This is a genomic window from Nocardiopsis sp. MG754419 (assembly GCF_018207095.1).
Classification (GTDB): domain Bacteria; phylum Actinomycetota; class Actinomycetes; order Streptosporangiales; family Streptosporangiaceae; genus Nocardiopsis.
The window spans coordinates 1-15136 of the sequence record NZ_QOCZ01000050.1; the positions used below are offsets into that span (position 1 = coordinate 1).

15 protein-coding genes and 1 pseudogene are annotated in these 15136 nt (G+C 71.0%); 12 read left to right on the forward strand and 4 right to left on the reverse strand.

The features are described 5' to 3' along the window. Nucleotides 1–305: hypothetical protein (locus DSY14_RS11975; RefSeq protein WP_211716591.1), on the forward strand; the 305-nt coding region annotated here is incomplete at its 5' end. A gap of 427 nt (nucleotides 306–732) precedes the next feature. Here DSY14_RS11975 and DSY14_RS11980 read toward each other — a convergent pair. After that, on the reverse strand, nucleotides 733–1572 hold the full coding sequence (locus DSY14_RS11980) for a DUF3097 domain-containing protein (RefSeq protein ID WP_211716592.1): 840 nt from the start codon (nucleotides 1570–1572) through the stop codon (nucleotides 733–735). A gap of 177 nt (nucleotides 1573–1749) precedes the next feature. Between DSY14_RS11980 and hrcA the strand changes: the two genes are divergently transcribed. The 3 genes from hrcA to DSY14_RS11995 are packed head-to-tail and all read left to right on the forward strand — an operon-like array spanning nucleotide 1750 to nucleotide 4650. Further along, on the forward strand, nucleotides 1750–2763 hold the full coding sequence (hrcA, locus tag DSY14_RS11985) for a heat-inducible transcriptional repressor HrcA (protein WP_211716593.1): 1014 nt from the start codon (nucleotides 1750–1752) through the stop codon (nucleotides 2761–2763). Nucleotides 2764–2767: 4 nt separating this feature from the next. Next, complete coding sequence (gene dnaJ, locus DSY14_RS11990) at nucleotides 2768–3916, forward strand: molecular chaperone DnaJ (RefSeq protein ID WP_211716594.1); 1149 nt, start codon at nucleotides 2768–2770, stop codon at nucleotides 3914–3916. Further along, the gene (locus DSY14_RS11995) at nucleotides 3913–4650 is read left to right on the forward strand and encodes a 16S rRNA (uracil(1498)-N(3))-methyltransferase (protein WP_211716595.1); all 738 of its coding nucleotides are present in this window, start codon (nucleotides 3913–3915) and stop codon (nucleotides 4648–4650) included. Before dnaJ ends, DSY14_RS11995 begins: the two co-directional genes overlap by 4 nt. 90 nt (nucleotides 4651–4740) lie before the next feature. On the opposite strand, the gene DSY14_RS12000 is transcribed toward DSY14_RS11995, so the two are convergent. Then, nucleotides 4741–5466, reverse strand: coding sequence for a hypothetical protein (locus DSY14_RS12000; protein ID WP_211716596.1), 726 nt, complete (start codon nucleotides 5464–5466; stop codon nucleotides 4741–4743). Then, entirely contained in the window at nucleotides 5463–5993 is a 531-nt protein-coding gene (locus DSY14_RS12005) for a SigE family RNA polymerase sigma factor (RefSeq protein ID WP_211716639.1), read from the reverse strand. Before DSY14_RS12005 ends, DSY14_RS12000 begins: the two co-directional genes overlap by 4 nt. A 339-nt stretch (nucleotides 5994–6332) precedes the next feature. Between DSY14_RS12005 and DSY14_RS12010 the strand changes: the two genes are divergently transcribed. The 6 genes from DSY14_RS12010 (at nucleotide 6333) to era (ending at nucleotide 11385) form a co-directional block, all read left to right on the forward strand. Beyond that, nucleotides 6333–6683, forward strand: a complete 351-nt coding sequence (locus DSY14_RS12010) for a histidine triad nucleotide-binding protein (protein WP_211716597.1) — start codon at nucleotides 6333–6335, stop codon at nucleotides 6681–6683. 273 nt (nucleotides 6684–6956) lie between these two features. Then, nucleotides 6957–8051 (forward strand): PhoH family protein, encoded by a 1095-nt coding sequence (locus DSY14_RS12015; protein ID WP_211716598.1) that lies wholly within the window; start codon nucleotides 6957–6959, stop codon nucleotides 8049–8051. A 129-nt stretch (nucleotides 8052–8180) separates the two neighbouring features. Further along, nucleotides 8181–8678: an rRNA maturation RNase YbeY gene (ybeY, locus tag DSY14_RS12020; protein ID WP_211716599.1), complete on the forward strand. Its 498-nt coding sequence runs from the start codon at nucleotides 8181–8183 to the stop codon at nucleotides 8676–8678. Then, complete coding sequence (locus tag DSY14_RS12025) at nucleotides 8675–10066, forward strand: hemolysin family protein (RefSeq protein WP_211716600.1); 1392 nt, start codon at nucleotides 8675–8677, stop codon at nucleotides 10064–10066. The genes ybeY and DSY14_RS12025 overlap by 4 nt, the downstream gene beginning before the upstream one ends. After that, nucleotides 10063–10407, forward strand: a complete 345-nt coding sequence (locus DSY14_RS12030; RefSeq protein WP_211716601.1) for a cytidine deaminase — start codon at nucleotides 10063–10065, stop codon at nucleotides 10405–10407. The genes DSY14_RS12025 and DSY14_RS12030 overlap by 4 nt, the downstream gene beginning before the upstream one ends. A 9-nt stretch (nucleotides 10408–10416) precedes the next feature. Continuing rightward, nucleotides 10417–11385 (forward strand): GTPase Era, encoded by a 969-nt coding sequence (era, locus tag DSY14_RS12035; RefSeq protein WP_211716602.1) that lies wholly within the window; start codon nucleotides 10417–10419, stop codon nucleotides 11383–11385. Between the two features lie 93 nt (nucleotides 11386–11478). Here the strand turns inward: era and DSY14_RS12040 are convergent. Further along, a pseudogene (locus tag DSY14_RS12040) lies at nucleotides 11479–12138 on the reverse strand (IclR family transcriptional regulator); the annotation flags it as partial. Between the two features lie 271 nt (nucleotides 12139–12409). Between DSY14_RS12040 and DSY14_RS12045 the strand changes: the two are divergent. After that, nucleotides 12410–13693, forward strand: a complete 1284-nt coding sequence (locus DSY14_RS12045; protein ID WP_211716603.1) for an aldolase — start codon at nucleotides 12410–12412, stop codon at nucleotides 13691–13693. Next, nucleotides 13693–15048: an allantoinase AllB gene (gene allB / locus DSY14_RS12050; RefSeq protein ID WP_211716604.1), complete on the forward strand. Its 1356-nt coding sequence runs from the start codon at nucleotides 13693–13695 to the stop codon at nucleotides 15046–15048. Before DSY14_RS12045 ends, allB begins: the two co-directional genes overlap by 1 nt. The last annotated feature ends 88 nt before the right edge of the window (nucleotides 15049–15136 follow it).

Sequence of the window (15136 nt, forward strand, 5' to 3'; positions counted from 1 at the left end):
GTCGAAGGGCCGGGCGGCCGACCCTGGGCCTGGGCCCCGGGGGGCTGCTCCGGCGGCCGAGGGAAACCCTGCGGAGGGAGGCCGGGGTGCCCGCCCGAGGGCTGCCGCGGTGCCTGCGACCACTGCCCGTCGCCCGTCGGCGCGCCCGGTCCCCCCGGGCCTGGGCCGCCCTGCTGTCCGCCACCGGAGGCCCATCCCCATCCCGGGTGCCCACCCGAGGTCGAATGGGGCGCCTGCGGCTGCCGGGGGTGCTGTTCCGGGGCGGAGGGGCCCGGGTGCGTTCCGTGGCCCTGCTGTGCGCCTGAGGGCCATCCCTGGGGGCCGTGCGGCCCCTGAGGCCACGGTGCCTGTCCGGGTCGCCCCTGCTCCACCTGTGCGGGTGCCGGTGGTGGCGTGGGAGGCTGCTGCCGCCCCTGCCCCTGTGGTTCGTCCGGAGACGGGGGATTCGACGGGGTCTGGCTCATGCTCTTCCTCGGATCCGCTGTCGGTGGTGCTGTTCGGACGTGCCGGGCCTGCGGGGCCGATGCTCCCGCGGTCCCGGGCCGTGCTCGTCAGGGCCTACGCCGGTGTTCCGGCCATGACCCGGGTGCCCGACGGAGCGTCGGCGACCCTCCGGACCCGGGGTGCGATGGTGCGTTCCTCACGCCCCCGCGTTCCCTCCCCGGGCTCCGGGAGGCGCACTCCGCCGGGGCCCGGACGGACGACCACTCCCCGTGGTGCGACGAACAGGCTCTAGTCTTCCAGGGGATGGGGGCCCGTGACGAAGTCGATGAGCTCCTCGACGCGTCCCAGCAACGAGGGTTCGAGGTCACCGTAGCCACGGACGGTGCCCAGGATGCGGCGCCATGCCTCACCCGTCTCCATCCGCCAGCCCAGGGCGTCCACGACACCCTCCTTCCACGGGCGTCCGCGCGGCACCTCCGGCCAGGCCCGGATGCCCACCGCGCTCGGACGGACCGCCTGCCACACGTCCACGTACGGGTGACCGACCACGAGCACGTCCTCGCCGCGCACCCGCTCCGCGATCCGACTCTCCTTGGACCCCGGCACCAGGTGGTCGACGAGGACGCCCAACCGGCGTCCCGGACCCGGGGCGAACTCCTCCACCACGGCGGGCAGGTCGTCCACACCCTCGAGGAACTCCACGGCCACGCCCTCCACACGCAGGTCGTGGCCCCACACCTTCTCCACCAACTCGGCGTCGTGGGCGCCCTCGACGTAGATGCGGCTCTCCCGCGCGGTGCGCGCCCGCGCGTCCCGTACCGCGATCGAACCCGAGGCGCTGCGCAGGGGCCCCTGCGGCTCGGCGGCGGGGCGCACCAGTGTCACGGGCTTCCCGTCCACCAGGAAGGCGGCGGGGCCCAACTCGAAGACCCGCCGTACCCCGGAGCGGTCCTCCAGCGTGACGGTCGCCTTGTCCCAGGACACCACCGCCCCGCAGAACGTCTCGTCGGCGTCCTCCACGACCAGGTCACGGCTGAGGGGTATCTCGCTCACCGCACCCTTCTTGGGACGTCGCCAGTCTCCCGCCAGAACGTCGCGGCCGTAGCGGCCGGTTCCCTTGGTAGCCACGATGACGCAGTGTACTGGTGAGGGCTCTCGAACCGCAGGGAGCGGGTGGCGCACGTCGCCGATCCGGTGGGAAGAAGTCGGCCCCGCCACCGTGTTGGGACGGGCGGGTAGCCGCGCGGGTTTGCGGCCGGGCATAGAATTAGCACTGAGGACCACGGAGTGCCAGGAGGTGGCGAGTTGCTGGATGAGCGCAAGCTCGCGGTCCTGCGTGCCGTCGTCGAGGATTTCGTCAACACCAACGAACCCGTCGGTTCCCGGGCGTTGGCCGACCGTCACCCCCTCGGGGTCTCCTCGGCGACCATCCGCAACGACATGGTCGCGCTGGAGGAGGAGGGGTACATCGCCCAGCCGCACACCAGCGCCGGGCGGGTGCCCACGGACAAGGGCTACCGCCTGTTCGTGGACCGGCTCTCCTCGGTCAAGCCGCTCTCCGCGGCCGAACGCCGTGCCATCGAGTCCTTTCTCGGTGGCGCCGTGGACCTCGACGAGATCGTCGCCCGCACGGTGCGGCTGCTCGCGCAGCTCACCCGTCAGGTCGCGATCGTGCAGTACCCATCACTGACCCGGTCGTCGGTGCAGCACGTGGAACTCGTGCCGCTCGGCGGTCGGCGCATCATGATGGTCGTCATCACCAACACGGGAAGGGTCGAACAGCGGGTCATCGACCTGCTGGGTTCGGTCCGCGAGAGCGTGGTCGACGACCTGCGCACCATGCTCAACCGCGCCATCGCCGGAAAGCACCTCGGTGACGTTCCGGACGCGGTGGACGACCTTCCCGCCCAGGTCGCACCGGAGGACCGGCCCGTCGCGGTCGCCGTCCTCTCGGTCCTGCTGGAAAGCCTCGTGGAACGCCACGAGGAGAAGATCGTCCTGGCGGGAACCGCCAACCTCGCCGCCGTCGATTTCGCGGCGAGCCTGCGGGACGTGCTCGAAGCACTGGAAGAGAACATGGTCCTCATCCGCTTGCTGGGTGAGGCGAAGGACCCCTCGATGCTCACGGTGCGCATCGGCGCGGAGAACTTCCACGAGGGCCTTCGGTCCACCTCCGTCGTGTCGGCCGACTACGGTGTGGGAAACCAGTCGCTGGCCAAGATCGGTGTGGTGGGACCCACCCGGATGGACTACCCAGGGACGATGGGCGCCGTCCGTGCGGTGGCCCGGTATGTCGGACAGATTTTGGCAGGACAGTAACTCAGTGGCCAGAGACTATTACCAGGTTCTCGGGGTGCGTCGCGACGCGTCCAAGGACGAGATCAAAAAGGCGTACCGGCGGCTCGCACGCGAGCTGCATCCGGACATCAACCCGGACCCGGCGACCCAGGAGCGCTTCAAGGAAGTGACCCAGGCCTACGAGGTCCTCTCCGACGAGGGCAAGCGTCGGATGTTCGACATGGGGCAGGACCCCTACGCACCCGGAGGCGGGGGCGGTGGCGCCGGCGGCTTCGGCGGCGCGGGCGGGTTCGCCTTCGACGACATCATGAACGCCTTCTTCGGCGGAGGTCAGCCCGGTGGGCGCGGCCCCCGGGAGCGTGTCCGACGCGGACGCAGCATCAAGATCCGCATCGAGCTGGACCTGATGGAGACCGCCTTCGGCGTGAGCAAGGAGATCACCTTCCCCACCGCCATCCTGTGCGACACGTGCCAGGGCGAGGGGACGGCGGCCGGGTCGCACCGCACCACGTGCGACATGTGCCATGGCCAGGGTGAGGTCTCCCAGGTCACGCGCTCCTTCCTCGGACAGGTCATGACCTCGCGTCCGTGCCCGCAGTGCTCGGGGCAGGGCTCGGTCATCACCAACCCCTGCGGCGACTGCGCCGGAGAGGGCCGGGTGCGGGAGAAGGTCACCCGCACGGTCAAGATCCCCGCCGGTGTGGACGACGGCACCCGGATCCAGCTCGCGGGCGAGGGCGAGGTCGGCCCCAACGGCGGACCCCGTGGCGACATCATCCTCGAAGTCGTCCAGAAGGCCCACCCGACCTTCGAGCGCCGCGGCGACGACCTGCAGTGCACCATCACGGTGCCGATGACCGCCGCCGCGCTGGGCGCCTCCTTCGCCTTCGACACGCTCGACGGCACGGAGAACATCGACCTGCGCCCGGGGACCAACTCCGGCCACGTCATCACCCTGAGCGGCAAGGGCGTCACGCACCTCGACGGTGGCGGCCGAGGCGACCTGCGCATCCGTGTGGACGTGGAGACCCCGGCCAAGCTCGACGAGGAGCAGGAGGCGCTCCTGCGCAAGTTCGCCGAACTGCGCGGCGAGGACCAGAGCCCCGGTCGGTTCAGCCCCGGCCATGGTGGGTTCTTCTCCAAGATCCGCGACGCCTTCGGCGCGAACAAGTGACACCACCGGTCTTCCTGGTCGACACCGCGGCCCTGGCCGCCGACCGGATCCGGCTCGACGGGCCCGAGGGGCGGCACGCCGCCGCGGTCCGACGCGTCCGCGAGGGCGAGACCGTCGATCTCTCCGACGGTCTCGGCCTGCGGGCCCGCTGCGCGGTGGAGGAGGTCGTCGGCAAGGACGCCCTCGTCTGCCGTGTGCTGGAGCGTCGGGACGAACCCGGGCCCCGGCCGCACCTGTCCGTTCTCCAGGCCCTGCCCAAACGGGACCGGGGCGAGCTGGCCGTGGAGACGATGACCGAGGTCGGGGTGGACACCATCGTCCCCTGGGCCGCGGAACGGTGCGTTACGCAGTGGAAGGGCGACCGGGGCGACAAGGCCCTGGCCAAGTGGCGTTCCGTCGCCCGGGAGGCCGGCAAACAGGCCCGACGGGCCCACCTGCCGGAGGTCACCGCGCCGGTGGACCGCCGGGGCGCGGCGGCACTGATCGCCGAGGCCGACCTGGCCCTGGTGCTGCACGAGGGGGCGGCCCGACCGCTCTCCCGAACGCCCCTGCCGGAGTCCGCCACCCGGATCGTGTTGGTGGTGGGACCCGAGGGCGGGGTCTCCGACGCCGAACTCACCGCGTTCGACGAGGCGGGTGCGGTCCGTGTGCTCCTGGGCACCTCGGTCCTGCGCACCTCGACCGCGGGAGTGGCGGCGCTGTCGGTGTTGCAGGCGCGCACCGGCCGGTGGTGACCGGCACCCACCGAACAGGAGAAGGGGCCCGCGCCGTGAGCGCGGGCCCCTTCTCCTTCGTCATGGTGTGCGTCCGTCGGCCGGGTGGCCTCACTCGGCGCCGGTGCCGCCGTTGCCGTCGTCCTCCCCGCCGGTGTTCCCGTTGCCGCTACCGGGACCACCGCCACCCGAGGTCGGGTCGTCCTCCGGGTCCTCTCCCGGGTCGGTTCCGGGGTCCGTGCCGGGGCCGGTGGTCGGCTCGTCGGTCGGTTCCCGTTCCGGGTCGCAGTCGGGGTCGTCGGAGGCCCTGGTGTCCTTGTCGTCCTTGTCCCGCTCGGAACCGGTCGCGGTGGGCGTGACCTCTTCCCGGGGCGGGCAGGTGGACGTGGACTGGGGGCCCTCGTCCTCGGAGCCCTCCTCGTCCTCGGGGGAGGGGGTGGACCTCGGGTCGTCCTCGGGCACGTCGGAGGGCTGGCTGGACCCGGTGGCGGAGTCGGTCGCCGTGCTCGGCGCCGCCACACCGCCACCCTCGTCCTTCCCCTCGGCCGGGGGTGTGCCCTCGCGGTCGGCCCCGGCCGGGACCATCTCCAGTACCTGGTCGCGTACCTGGGGGCTGGACATGATCACCGAGGCGGCGATGAGCACCGCGCCCGCCACCGCGACCACCGGTCGCAGCCAGGGAAGGCCGAACCAGAGGGCGCCGCGTCGGCGTTCGGTGCGTTCTCGGATCAGTTGCAGGCCCTCGCCCGAAGGGGTGAACTCGTCCGCCTCGGCGCGAAGGACCTGTCGGAGTCGGTCCTCGAATTCCAGTTCGTTCGGATCGTTGGGGCTGCTCATGTGGTCTGCTCCAGTGCAGAGCGGAGTGCGGCAACGCCACGGGAGGTGTGGCTTTTGACCGCGCCGCGGCTGATGCCCATGGCGTCGGCGATCTGTGCTTCGGACAGGTCGCCGTAGTACCGGAGCACGATGGCCTCTCGCTGACGGGTGGGTAGTGTGCGCAGGGCCCGGATGACGGCCTCGCGTTCCAACAGGTTCATGGCGCCGTGCTCGGCGCTGGGGGCGTCCGGCAGCGCCTTGGGGGCGTGCTTCTCGACCACGGCGCGGTGCCGTAGGACCGACCTCGCCTTGTTCACCACGGCCTGTCGGAGGTAGGACAGGGCCTTGTTGGGGTCCCGCAGGCGGCGCCAGGCTCCGTGCATGGCCACGAAAGCGTCTTGGACGACCTCTTCCGCGGTCGCGTGGTCTCGGACCAGGAGCGCCGCGAGCCGAACGAGCGGACGGTAGTGCTCCCTGTAGAGCTCCGTCACGGCGTGGTCGGCGTCCCACTCGACCGAGAGCGGCGCCGTAGTGGCGCCGGCCACCATGGTTTCTGTCGTCACATGAGTTCGACGCACACCCTTGTCGCGGGGTTTACGAAAGGGCATACCTCTTCTTTTCCAAGTAGACGTGCGTTCCGTTCCGAAGACGCGGTATTCGGGCGAACGGCAGGTCGAGCCCCCGCCCTGACGCGCACGGGTGCAAAGACTATCGTGTCGGAACTCAGTCCCGAAGGGGAAGCGTGATCGGATCGGTTGCGGAAAGGTTGAGAGTTCATCTCTGTCGCGGGCCCCCTGCGCCCTTCCGATCACTGCGGCATCATGGTCCTCGGACGCATCCGCAGAACCCCCGCCCGCACGGGCGGGGCCCGAGACGGAAGGTACGCGATGGTCGATCCCGACTGCCTTTTCTGCAAGATCGTCAAGGGGGAGGTGCCCGCGGAGATCGTCCGTGAGGGGGACCGCACCGTGGCCTTCCGGGACATCAACCCCCAGGCGCCCACCCACGTTCTGGTGGTCCCGCGCGACCACCTTCCCGACGCCGCCACCGCGGCCGCCACCGACACCGGCGTGCTGGACGCGGTGGTCCGGGAGGCCCACGAGGTCGCTCTGGCCGAGGGGGTCGCCGACACCGGCTATCGCCTGGTGTTCAACACCGGGGCGGGCGCGGGGCAGACCGTGTTCCACCTCCACGGACACCTGCTCGGTGGCCGTGGCCTGAACTGGCCACCCGGGTAGGATCCCCGGGCGGGTCGCACCCTCGCCTTCGAACGGGGCCCGACCCGGCCGTCTCCCGGCACGGCAACGGCCCGATCGGGCCCGCGTCGACGGATCGAGTCCGCCGGGTCCTCGTTGATAGACTCGACGGTCAGGGCCCCAACGGCCGCTTCGGGGGTCCCCGACCCCCGGGGTGGGAGTGAACGGCGCCGTCGACCGCGGTGCAGGGCCCGGGCCGGCCCCACCGTGGGGCCCGTGACCGAAGGGTAGGGACAGCGGCCGCAAGGCCACACCATGGCCGAGTCAACTCACACGCACCCGGACCAGGACGGACAGGTCAAGGTCGTGGTGCCGGACGAACACACGATGATCAGCCTGCTGGGCTCGGGTGACGAACTGCTCCGGGCGCTGGAACGGGCCTTCGACAGCGACATCCACGTCCGTGGCAACGAGTTCACGATCAAGGGCACCCCCGAGGAGACCGCCGTCGTGGTCCGCCTCGTGGAGGAGCTCATCGAACTCGCCAAGAGCGGCACGCACGTCACCCCGGACACCATCGAGCGCATGATCCACATGCTGCGCTCGCCGGGAACCGAACGTCCCGCGGACGTGCTCACCACCAACATCCTGTCCAACCGGGGCAAGACCATCCGTCCCAAGACGGTGAACCAGAAGCGGTACGTCGACATCATCGATCGGCGCACCGTGGTCTTCGGCATCGGTCCGGCGGGTACCGGCAAGACGTACCTGGCGATGGCCAAGGCGGTCAAGGCCCTCCAGGACAAGGAGGTCAACCGGATCATCCTCACCCGCCCCGCGGTCGAGGCCGGTGAGCGCCTGGGGTTCCTGCCCGGCACCCTCTACGACAAGATCGACCCCTATCTGCGGCCGCTCTACGACGCGCTGCACGACATGCTCGACCCGGACTCCATCCCCAAACTGATGGCCGCCGGCACGATCGAGGTCGCACCCCTGGCGTACATGCGGGGACGGACCCTGAACGACTCCTTCATCATCCTGGACGAGGCGCAGAACACCTCACCGGAGCAGATGAAGATGTTCCTGACCCGGCTCGGGTTCGGGTCCAAGATCGTGGTCACCGGTGACGTCACGCAGGTGGACCTGCCCGGGGGCCAGACCAGTGGCCTGCGCACGATCGAGAACATCCTGCGTGACATCGACGACATCGCCTTCTGTCGACTGACCAGTGAGGACGTCGTCCGGCACAAGCTCGTGGGCCAGATCGTCGACGCCTACGGCCGCTACGACGCCGCTCAGGGCAAGAGCGACGGCGGCCCCGGTAAGCCACGGCCGCGCCGTGGACGCCGCCCCACCGACGACTCCCACGGAGGGGACGTCTCCGAGGGCGGTCGGGAACGGGCAGACTGAGGGAGCCCGATGACACCGGCCGGTGGGTCCGCCTTGCGTGCGGGCCCATCGCTGTCGGATACGGCGCTCCCGAACACCGGCGGGCCACCCCCGCAGACCACCACCGATCAAGTGAGGCACCCGCAACCGATGAGTATCGACGTCGCCAACGAGTCCGGCGTCACCAGCGTGGACGAGGAGAGACTGTCCCGTCTGGCCCGGCACGTGCTCGACGCCATGCGCGTCCACCCGTTGGCCGAGCTGTCCGTCGTGCTGGTGGACGAAGGACCCATGACCGACCTGCACGTGCGCTGGATGGACGAGCCCGGACCCACGGACGTGCTCTCCTTCCCCATGGACGAACTGCGTCCCGGCGGCCCCGGCCGCACCAGCGAGCCGGGCGTGCTCGGCGACGTGATCATCTGCCCCCAGGTCGCCGAGCGCCAGGGTGAGACGGCCGGGCACGGAACCCGGGCCGAGATCGACCTGCTGTGCACCCACGGCATCCTCCACCTGCTCGGCTACGACCACGCCGAGCCGGAGGAGCACAAGGAGATGTTCGGTCTCCAGGGCGAGATCCTCGCCTCCTGGCAGGAGCGCGAGGACGCGCGGGAGACCGTGGACGAAGGGGACGAGACCGCCCGATGAGCGCGATCTGGCCCGACCTGGCCCCGGTGAGCACCGGTGCGCCCTGGGAATGGGCACTGGCCCTGCTGGTGGCGCTGCTGTTGACCGCGATGGCCGGGTTCCTCGTGGCCGCCGAGGTCGCCGTCACCCGCGTGGTCTCGGTCGGCATGGAGGCCACCTACGGTGAGCGCGTGCTCAAGGCGAGCCGCGCCTGGGATCGTGTGGCCGCCGACCCCACCGCGCACCTGAACATCCTGCTGTTCCTGCGTGTGGTCTGCGAGGTGTGCGCCGTCCTGGCCGCCGGTGTGGGCGTGGTGTTCCTGCTCGGTCTCGGCTGGCCGGCGCTGGTGATCACCGCGGTCGTGATGATCGTGGTGCAGTGCGTCCTCATCGCCATCACCCCGCGTATCCTCGGCCGACAGTTCGCCGGGCCCATCGCCCGGACGAGCGCCACCGTCGTCCAACCGCTGCAGATCGTGCTGGGCCCGCCGGCCCGCCTGCTCGTGGGGGCCGGCCGCGCGCTCACCCCGCGCGGCAAGGGCGACCGCGAGGGCCCCTTCAGCACCGAGACCGAACTGCGTCAGCTGGTGGACCTGGCCGAGCGGGGGGAGGTCATCGACGCCGAGGAACGGCAGATGATCCACTCCGTGTTCAAGCTCGACGACACCTCCGTGCGCGAGGTCATGGTGCCCCGGCCCGACATCGTCTTCACCGCACGTGAGGCCGACGCCGACGCGGTGCTCACCCTGGCCATGGGCAGCGGGTACTCCCGCATCCCGGTCACCGGCGAGGACGAGGACGACGTCGTCGGCATCGTCTACCTCAAGGACCTGGTGGAGCGTCTGCGCGACCGCTGGGCGGCGGTCGCGGGCGGGGGTGAGGAGGTGCCGCTCACCGCGGGTGACGTGATGCGTCAGGCCACCTACGTTCCCGACACCAAACCGATCGACGAACTGCTGCGCGAGATGCAGAAGCAGCGCAACCACGTGGCCGTGGCCATCGACGAGTACGGCGGTACCGCCGGGCTGGTCACGCTGGAGGACATCGTTGAGGAGATCGTCGGTGAGATCACCGACGAGTACGACCACGAGATCCCGCCCGTCGACCGGCTGGACGACTCCCGCGTGCGGGTGACGGCCCGCCTGCCGCTGGGCGAACTCGCCGAACTCTTCCCCGACCACGACTTGGACGTGTCCGACGTCGAGACCGTCGGTGGTCTGGTGGCGTTCGTGCTGGGTCGGGTCCCCGCCGGAGGGGCCCAGGCGGAATACGCTGGGCTCAGGCTCACCCTCGAGGGCAAGAGCAGCCGCCGCAACCGCATGACGACGGTGCTGGTGGAACAGGTGCCCGTAGAGGCGACCGGGCCCGGCCAGGGCAAGGAAGAGAACGTAAGGAGCACGGACCAGTGACGGACACGACGGGGCTCGGCCCCGAGGACGCCAAGCTCATCACGCTCGCGCGCGCCTCCCGGGCCCGCAACGCGACCGCTGAGGGCGCCGCGGTGCGCGACGAGACCGGGCGCACGTACGCGGCCGCCACGGTGTCGCTGCCGTCGCTGCGCCTGTCCGCGCTCCAGGCCGCCGTGGCCGCGGCGGTCTCCGGCGAGGCCACCGCCCTCGAAGCCGCGGTGATCGTCACCGAGGCCCGGGATCTGACCGAGGACGACCGCGCGGTGGCGGACGACCTGAAGACCCAGGTGGTGGTGATCGCCGCCCCCGACGGGGTGCCCGCGACCATCACCCGTCGCTGAGAAGGACCCATGAACGACCTCGACCTTGAGAAGCTCCGCGTCCCGCTGGAGATGCCCTCCTACCCCGAGGGCTTCCGTAGCGGTTTCGCGTGCTTCGTGGGCCGCCCGAACGTCGGCAAGTCCACCCTGATGAACGCGTTGGTCGGGCAGAAGGTGGCGATCACCAGCAATCGGCCGCAGACCACACGGCGGACGGTGCGCGGGATCGTGCACCGTCCCGACGCCCAGCTGATCATCGTGGACACCCCGGGCCTGCACAAACCCCGCACCCTTCTGGGGGAACGGCTGGACTCGCTGGTGCGGTCCACGCTGGTCGAGGTGGACGTGATCGTGTTCTGCCTGCCGGCCAACGAGCCGATCGGTCGGGGCGACACCTACATCGCCAAGGAGCTGGCCGAGCAGACCAACACTCCGGTGGTGGCGTTGGTGACCAAGACCGACCTGGTCGACAAGGCCGCCGTCGGCGAGCACCTGATGGCCGTGAACGATCTGGGCGACTGGGCCGACATCGTCCCGGTGTCCGCCCAGGGCGGCTACCAGTTGGACACCGTCACCGACGTGCTGTGCTCGCACCTCCCGGAGGGGCCGCCGCTGTACCCGGACGGCGACCTCACCGACGAACCCGACGAGATGCTGGTGGCCGAACTCGTCCGTGAGGCCGCTCTGGAGGGTGTGCGCGACGAACTGCCGCACTCCATCGCGGTGGTCGTGGACGAGATGTACGAGCGGGAGAACACCAAGCCCGGCAAGGAGCTGGTGGACATCTACGCGTCGCTCTACGTGGAGCGCTCCAGCCAGAAGGCGATCGTGATCGGTTCCAAGGGTTCGCGTCTGCGGGACGTGGGCTCGCGGGCCCGCAAGCAGATCGAGGGCCTGCTGGGTCAGCGCGTCTTCCTGGACCTGCGGGTGCGGGTGGCCAAGGACTGGCAGCGCGACCCCAAGCAGTTGCGCAAGCTGGGCTTCGACCAGCAGACGTAGGCGCCGCACGCGTGTGACGAGGGGCCCCGACCGGTGATGGTCGGGGCCCCTCTTCGTGTGCGTCCCTCGCGGCCCGGTCGTCCCGGACCGGCATCAGGTCTGGTTGTTGAGGTCGGTGGCCAGGACGGTGGCGCACTTCTGCACGATGGGGGCGGCACGGTCCACGAAGTCCCAGCTCACCCGCGCCTCGGGGCCGGAGATGGACACGGCCATGCCCGAGGGTGCGTCCTTGACGGAGACGGCCACGCAGCGCACACCGACCTCCTGCTCGCCGTCGTCGATCGCGTATCCGGTCTCGCGGATGCGGTGGAGTTCGGCGAGGAAGGTGTCGGAGTCGGTGATGGTGCGGTCCGTGGCGGCGGGCATGCCGGTGCGGCGCACGGTGGCCAGCGCGTCCTCGTCGCTCAGCTGGGACAGCAGGGCCTTGCCCACCCCCGCTGAGTGCGGCAGGACGCGACGTCCGACCTCGGTGAACATGCGCATGGCGTGCGGTGAGGGCACCTGCGCCACGTAGATGACCTTGTCCCCGTCGAGCATGGCGAGGTTGGCGGTCTCACCGAGGTCCTCCACGAGCTGGGCCAGATGGGGGCGGGCCCAGGTCCCGAGCATCTGGGCGGCCTTGTCGCCGAGGCCGATCAGCCGGGGGCCGAGGGCGTAACGGCGGGAGGGGAGCTGCCGGACGTAGCCGTTGCCGACCAGGGTGCGGATGATGCGGTGGATGGTGGGCAGGGGGAGGCCGGAGGAGTCGGCGAGGACTCCGCGGTCGTGCGGGGCGGGTCCGTGTGGGGGGTCTGTGAGGCTGACAAGGGTCGTGCTCCCATACTGAGGGCCGCTACGGTCACGTCTTCATTCTGCAATACGAAAGGGGCCTTTCGCTCTTGCTTCCACGCGGATCCTTCCGCCCCGGGTGCCTCGCGACGACCGGACCCTTGTTCTTCCGGATAGCAAAAGTTAGTATCCGCATATAGAAATTTGACCGGTCTCCGAGGGGGATCGGTGCTACCGACGGAGGAGGACACCCCACGTGGCGAGTGACATCCCGACCGGTTCGAGCGACCTGGCCACCGAACTCGACACCCGGCTCGCCGAAGCCGACGCGCGACTGGACCGCGAGTATCCCGGTGACCGGGGCGGCCGCCAGCCCGTCCACAGCGTCTACGTCCCGGCCGACCGGGTCGGTCCGGGCCTGGCCGCCGACTGGGGCGCCCGCTCCCTGGCCGCGCTCGACGAGTTCGCCCCCCGCGCGGCGGACCTGGCCGAGGCCACCGGCCTCGGTCGGGCCGCCGTCGAGGAGGCCCTGTCCAGGGTCCGCGACAAACTCGTCCGGGAACCGATCGAGGACCTGCGGGCCGACTTCGAGGACGGCTACGGGGCTCCGGGCGACGAGGCGGAGGACCGCGACGTACTCACGGTCGCCCGCGCCTTCGCCGCGGACCTGGCGAAGGGGGAGGCCACGCCCTACTTCGGAATCCGCATGAAGGGCATGGAGGCGGCCGGACGGCACCGCGGCGTGCGCACACTCGACCTGTTCCTGCGGACCCTCCTGGCCGAACACGGTTCCCTGCCCGACAACCTCGTGCTCACCCTGCCCAAGATCACCTCGGTGGAGCAGGTCGAGGCCATGGTCTGGCTGAGCGAACGTCTGGAGCGGCGTCTCGGGCTGCCCGACGGTCGGCTGCGCTTCGAGCTGCAGATCGAGACCCCCCAGTCGATCCTGCTGCCCGACGGCACCGTCGCCGTCGCCCGCATGATCCAGGCCGGTCGGGGGAGGGTCACCGCCCTGCACTACGGCACCTACGACTACAGCGCGGCCTGCGGGATCACCGCCGCCCACCAGAGCCTGGCGCACGCCGTCGCCGACCACGCCAAGTCCGTGATGCAGGTGGCCGCGGCCGGGACCGGCGTGTGGCTCTCGGACGGGGGCAGCAACATCCTCCCCACCGGTACCCCCGCCGAGGTCCACGCCGCGTGGCGGCTGCACGCCGGGCTGGTACGCCGCTCCCTCGAACGCGGCTTCTACCAGGGGTGGGACCTGCACCCGCACCAGTTGCCCATCCGCTACCTGGCCACCTACGCCTTCTACCGCGAGGCCTTCGCCCCGGCGGCCGCCCGCCTCCAGGCCTACCTGGGCCAGGCCGGCGGTAACGTCATGGACGAACCCGCCACCGCCCAGGCACTGGCCTCGGTGCTGGCGCGCGGCCTGCGCTGCGGGGCGTTGGAGGAGACCGAGGTCGTCGACGCCTGCGGAACCGACGCCGCCGGAATCGAGGCCCTCGCCACCCGCCGGGTCGGACAGGAGAAGCAGTGATGAGCCCACACGAACTCGTCGTCCGGGCCGACCGCGCCCTCACCCCCGAGGGCGAGCGCCCCGTCGCGGTGGTGGTGGACCAGGGGCGGATCACCGACGTCCTCCCCGACGCGCACGCCTCCGTGACGGCGCTGAACGAACTGCGCCTGGCCGCGGACGAGGTCCTGCTGCCCGGGCTCGTCGACAGCCACGTGCACGTCAACGAGCCCGGACGCACCGAGTGGGAGGGCTTCGCCAGCGCCACGCGGGCCGCGGCCCTGGGCGGGGTGACCACCATCGTGGACATGCCGCTCAACAGTGTGCCGCCCACGACCACCGCCGCGGCCCTCAAGGTCAAACAGGCCGCCGCCGCGGGCAAGCTCGCCGTCGACGTCGGCTTCTGGGGTGGGGCCGTCCCCGAGAACACCGGCCCCGATGGCACCGGCGACCTCGCCGACCTGTGGGCCGAGGGGGTGTTCGGGTTCAAGGCGTTCCTCTCGCCCTCCGGGGTGGACGAGTTCGGCCACCTCGACCCCGCACGGCTCACCGCGGCCGCCGTCGCCATCCGCGCCTTCGACGGTCGGTTGATCGTGCACGCGGAGGACCCCACCGTGCTGGACTCGGCCCCGGCCGCCTCCGGACGGGACTACGCGGACTTCCTGGCCTCACGTCCCGACGAGGCCGAGCACGCGGCGATCTCTCTGGTCATCGAGACCGCACGCCGCACGGGGGTACGGGCCCACATCCTGCACCTGTCCAGTGCCTCGGCGCTGCCCCTCATCGCCCGAGCGAAAGCGGAGGGCGTGCCGCTGACCGTGGAGAGCTGTCCCCACTACCTCACCCTGGCCGCGGAGGAGATCCCGGCGGGCGATACCAGTTACAAGTGCTGCCCGCCCATCCGTGACGCGGCCAACCGCGACCTGCTCTGGCGCGCCCTGCGGGACGGGCTCATCGACTGCGTGGTCAGCGACCACTCGCCCAGCACCCCCGATCTCAAGGACCTGGACACCGGTGACTTCGGTACGGCGTGGGGCGGAGTCGCCGGGTTGCAGGTGGGGCTGTCCGCCATGTGGACCGAGGCGGCGCGCCGTGGGGTGCCCCTGGCGGAGGTCGTGCGGTGGATGTCCGCCGGGCCCGCGCGTGTGGCCGGGCTGGAGGGGCGTGGTGCGCTCTCCGTGGGGCACCAGGCCGACCTGGCCGTCTTCGCCCCCGAGGAGCCCTTCCGGGTCTTCGCGGGAGACCTGGCCCACCGCAACCCCGTGAGCGCCTACGACGGTGCCGAGCTCAAGGGGCGGGTCCGTCGCACCCTTCTGCGCGGAGCCGAGGTCACCGCCGGCAGCGTCGAGGGGCGCATGATCGCGCGGGACCGAGCGTAGGGAGCGCCCCGACCGGGCGCGGGACCGGAGCCCGGTGAAGGGCACGAACCCACCTGATGACGAGGGGCGGGTGCCGTACCGGCACCCG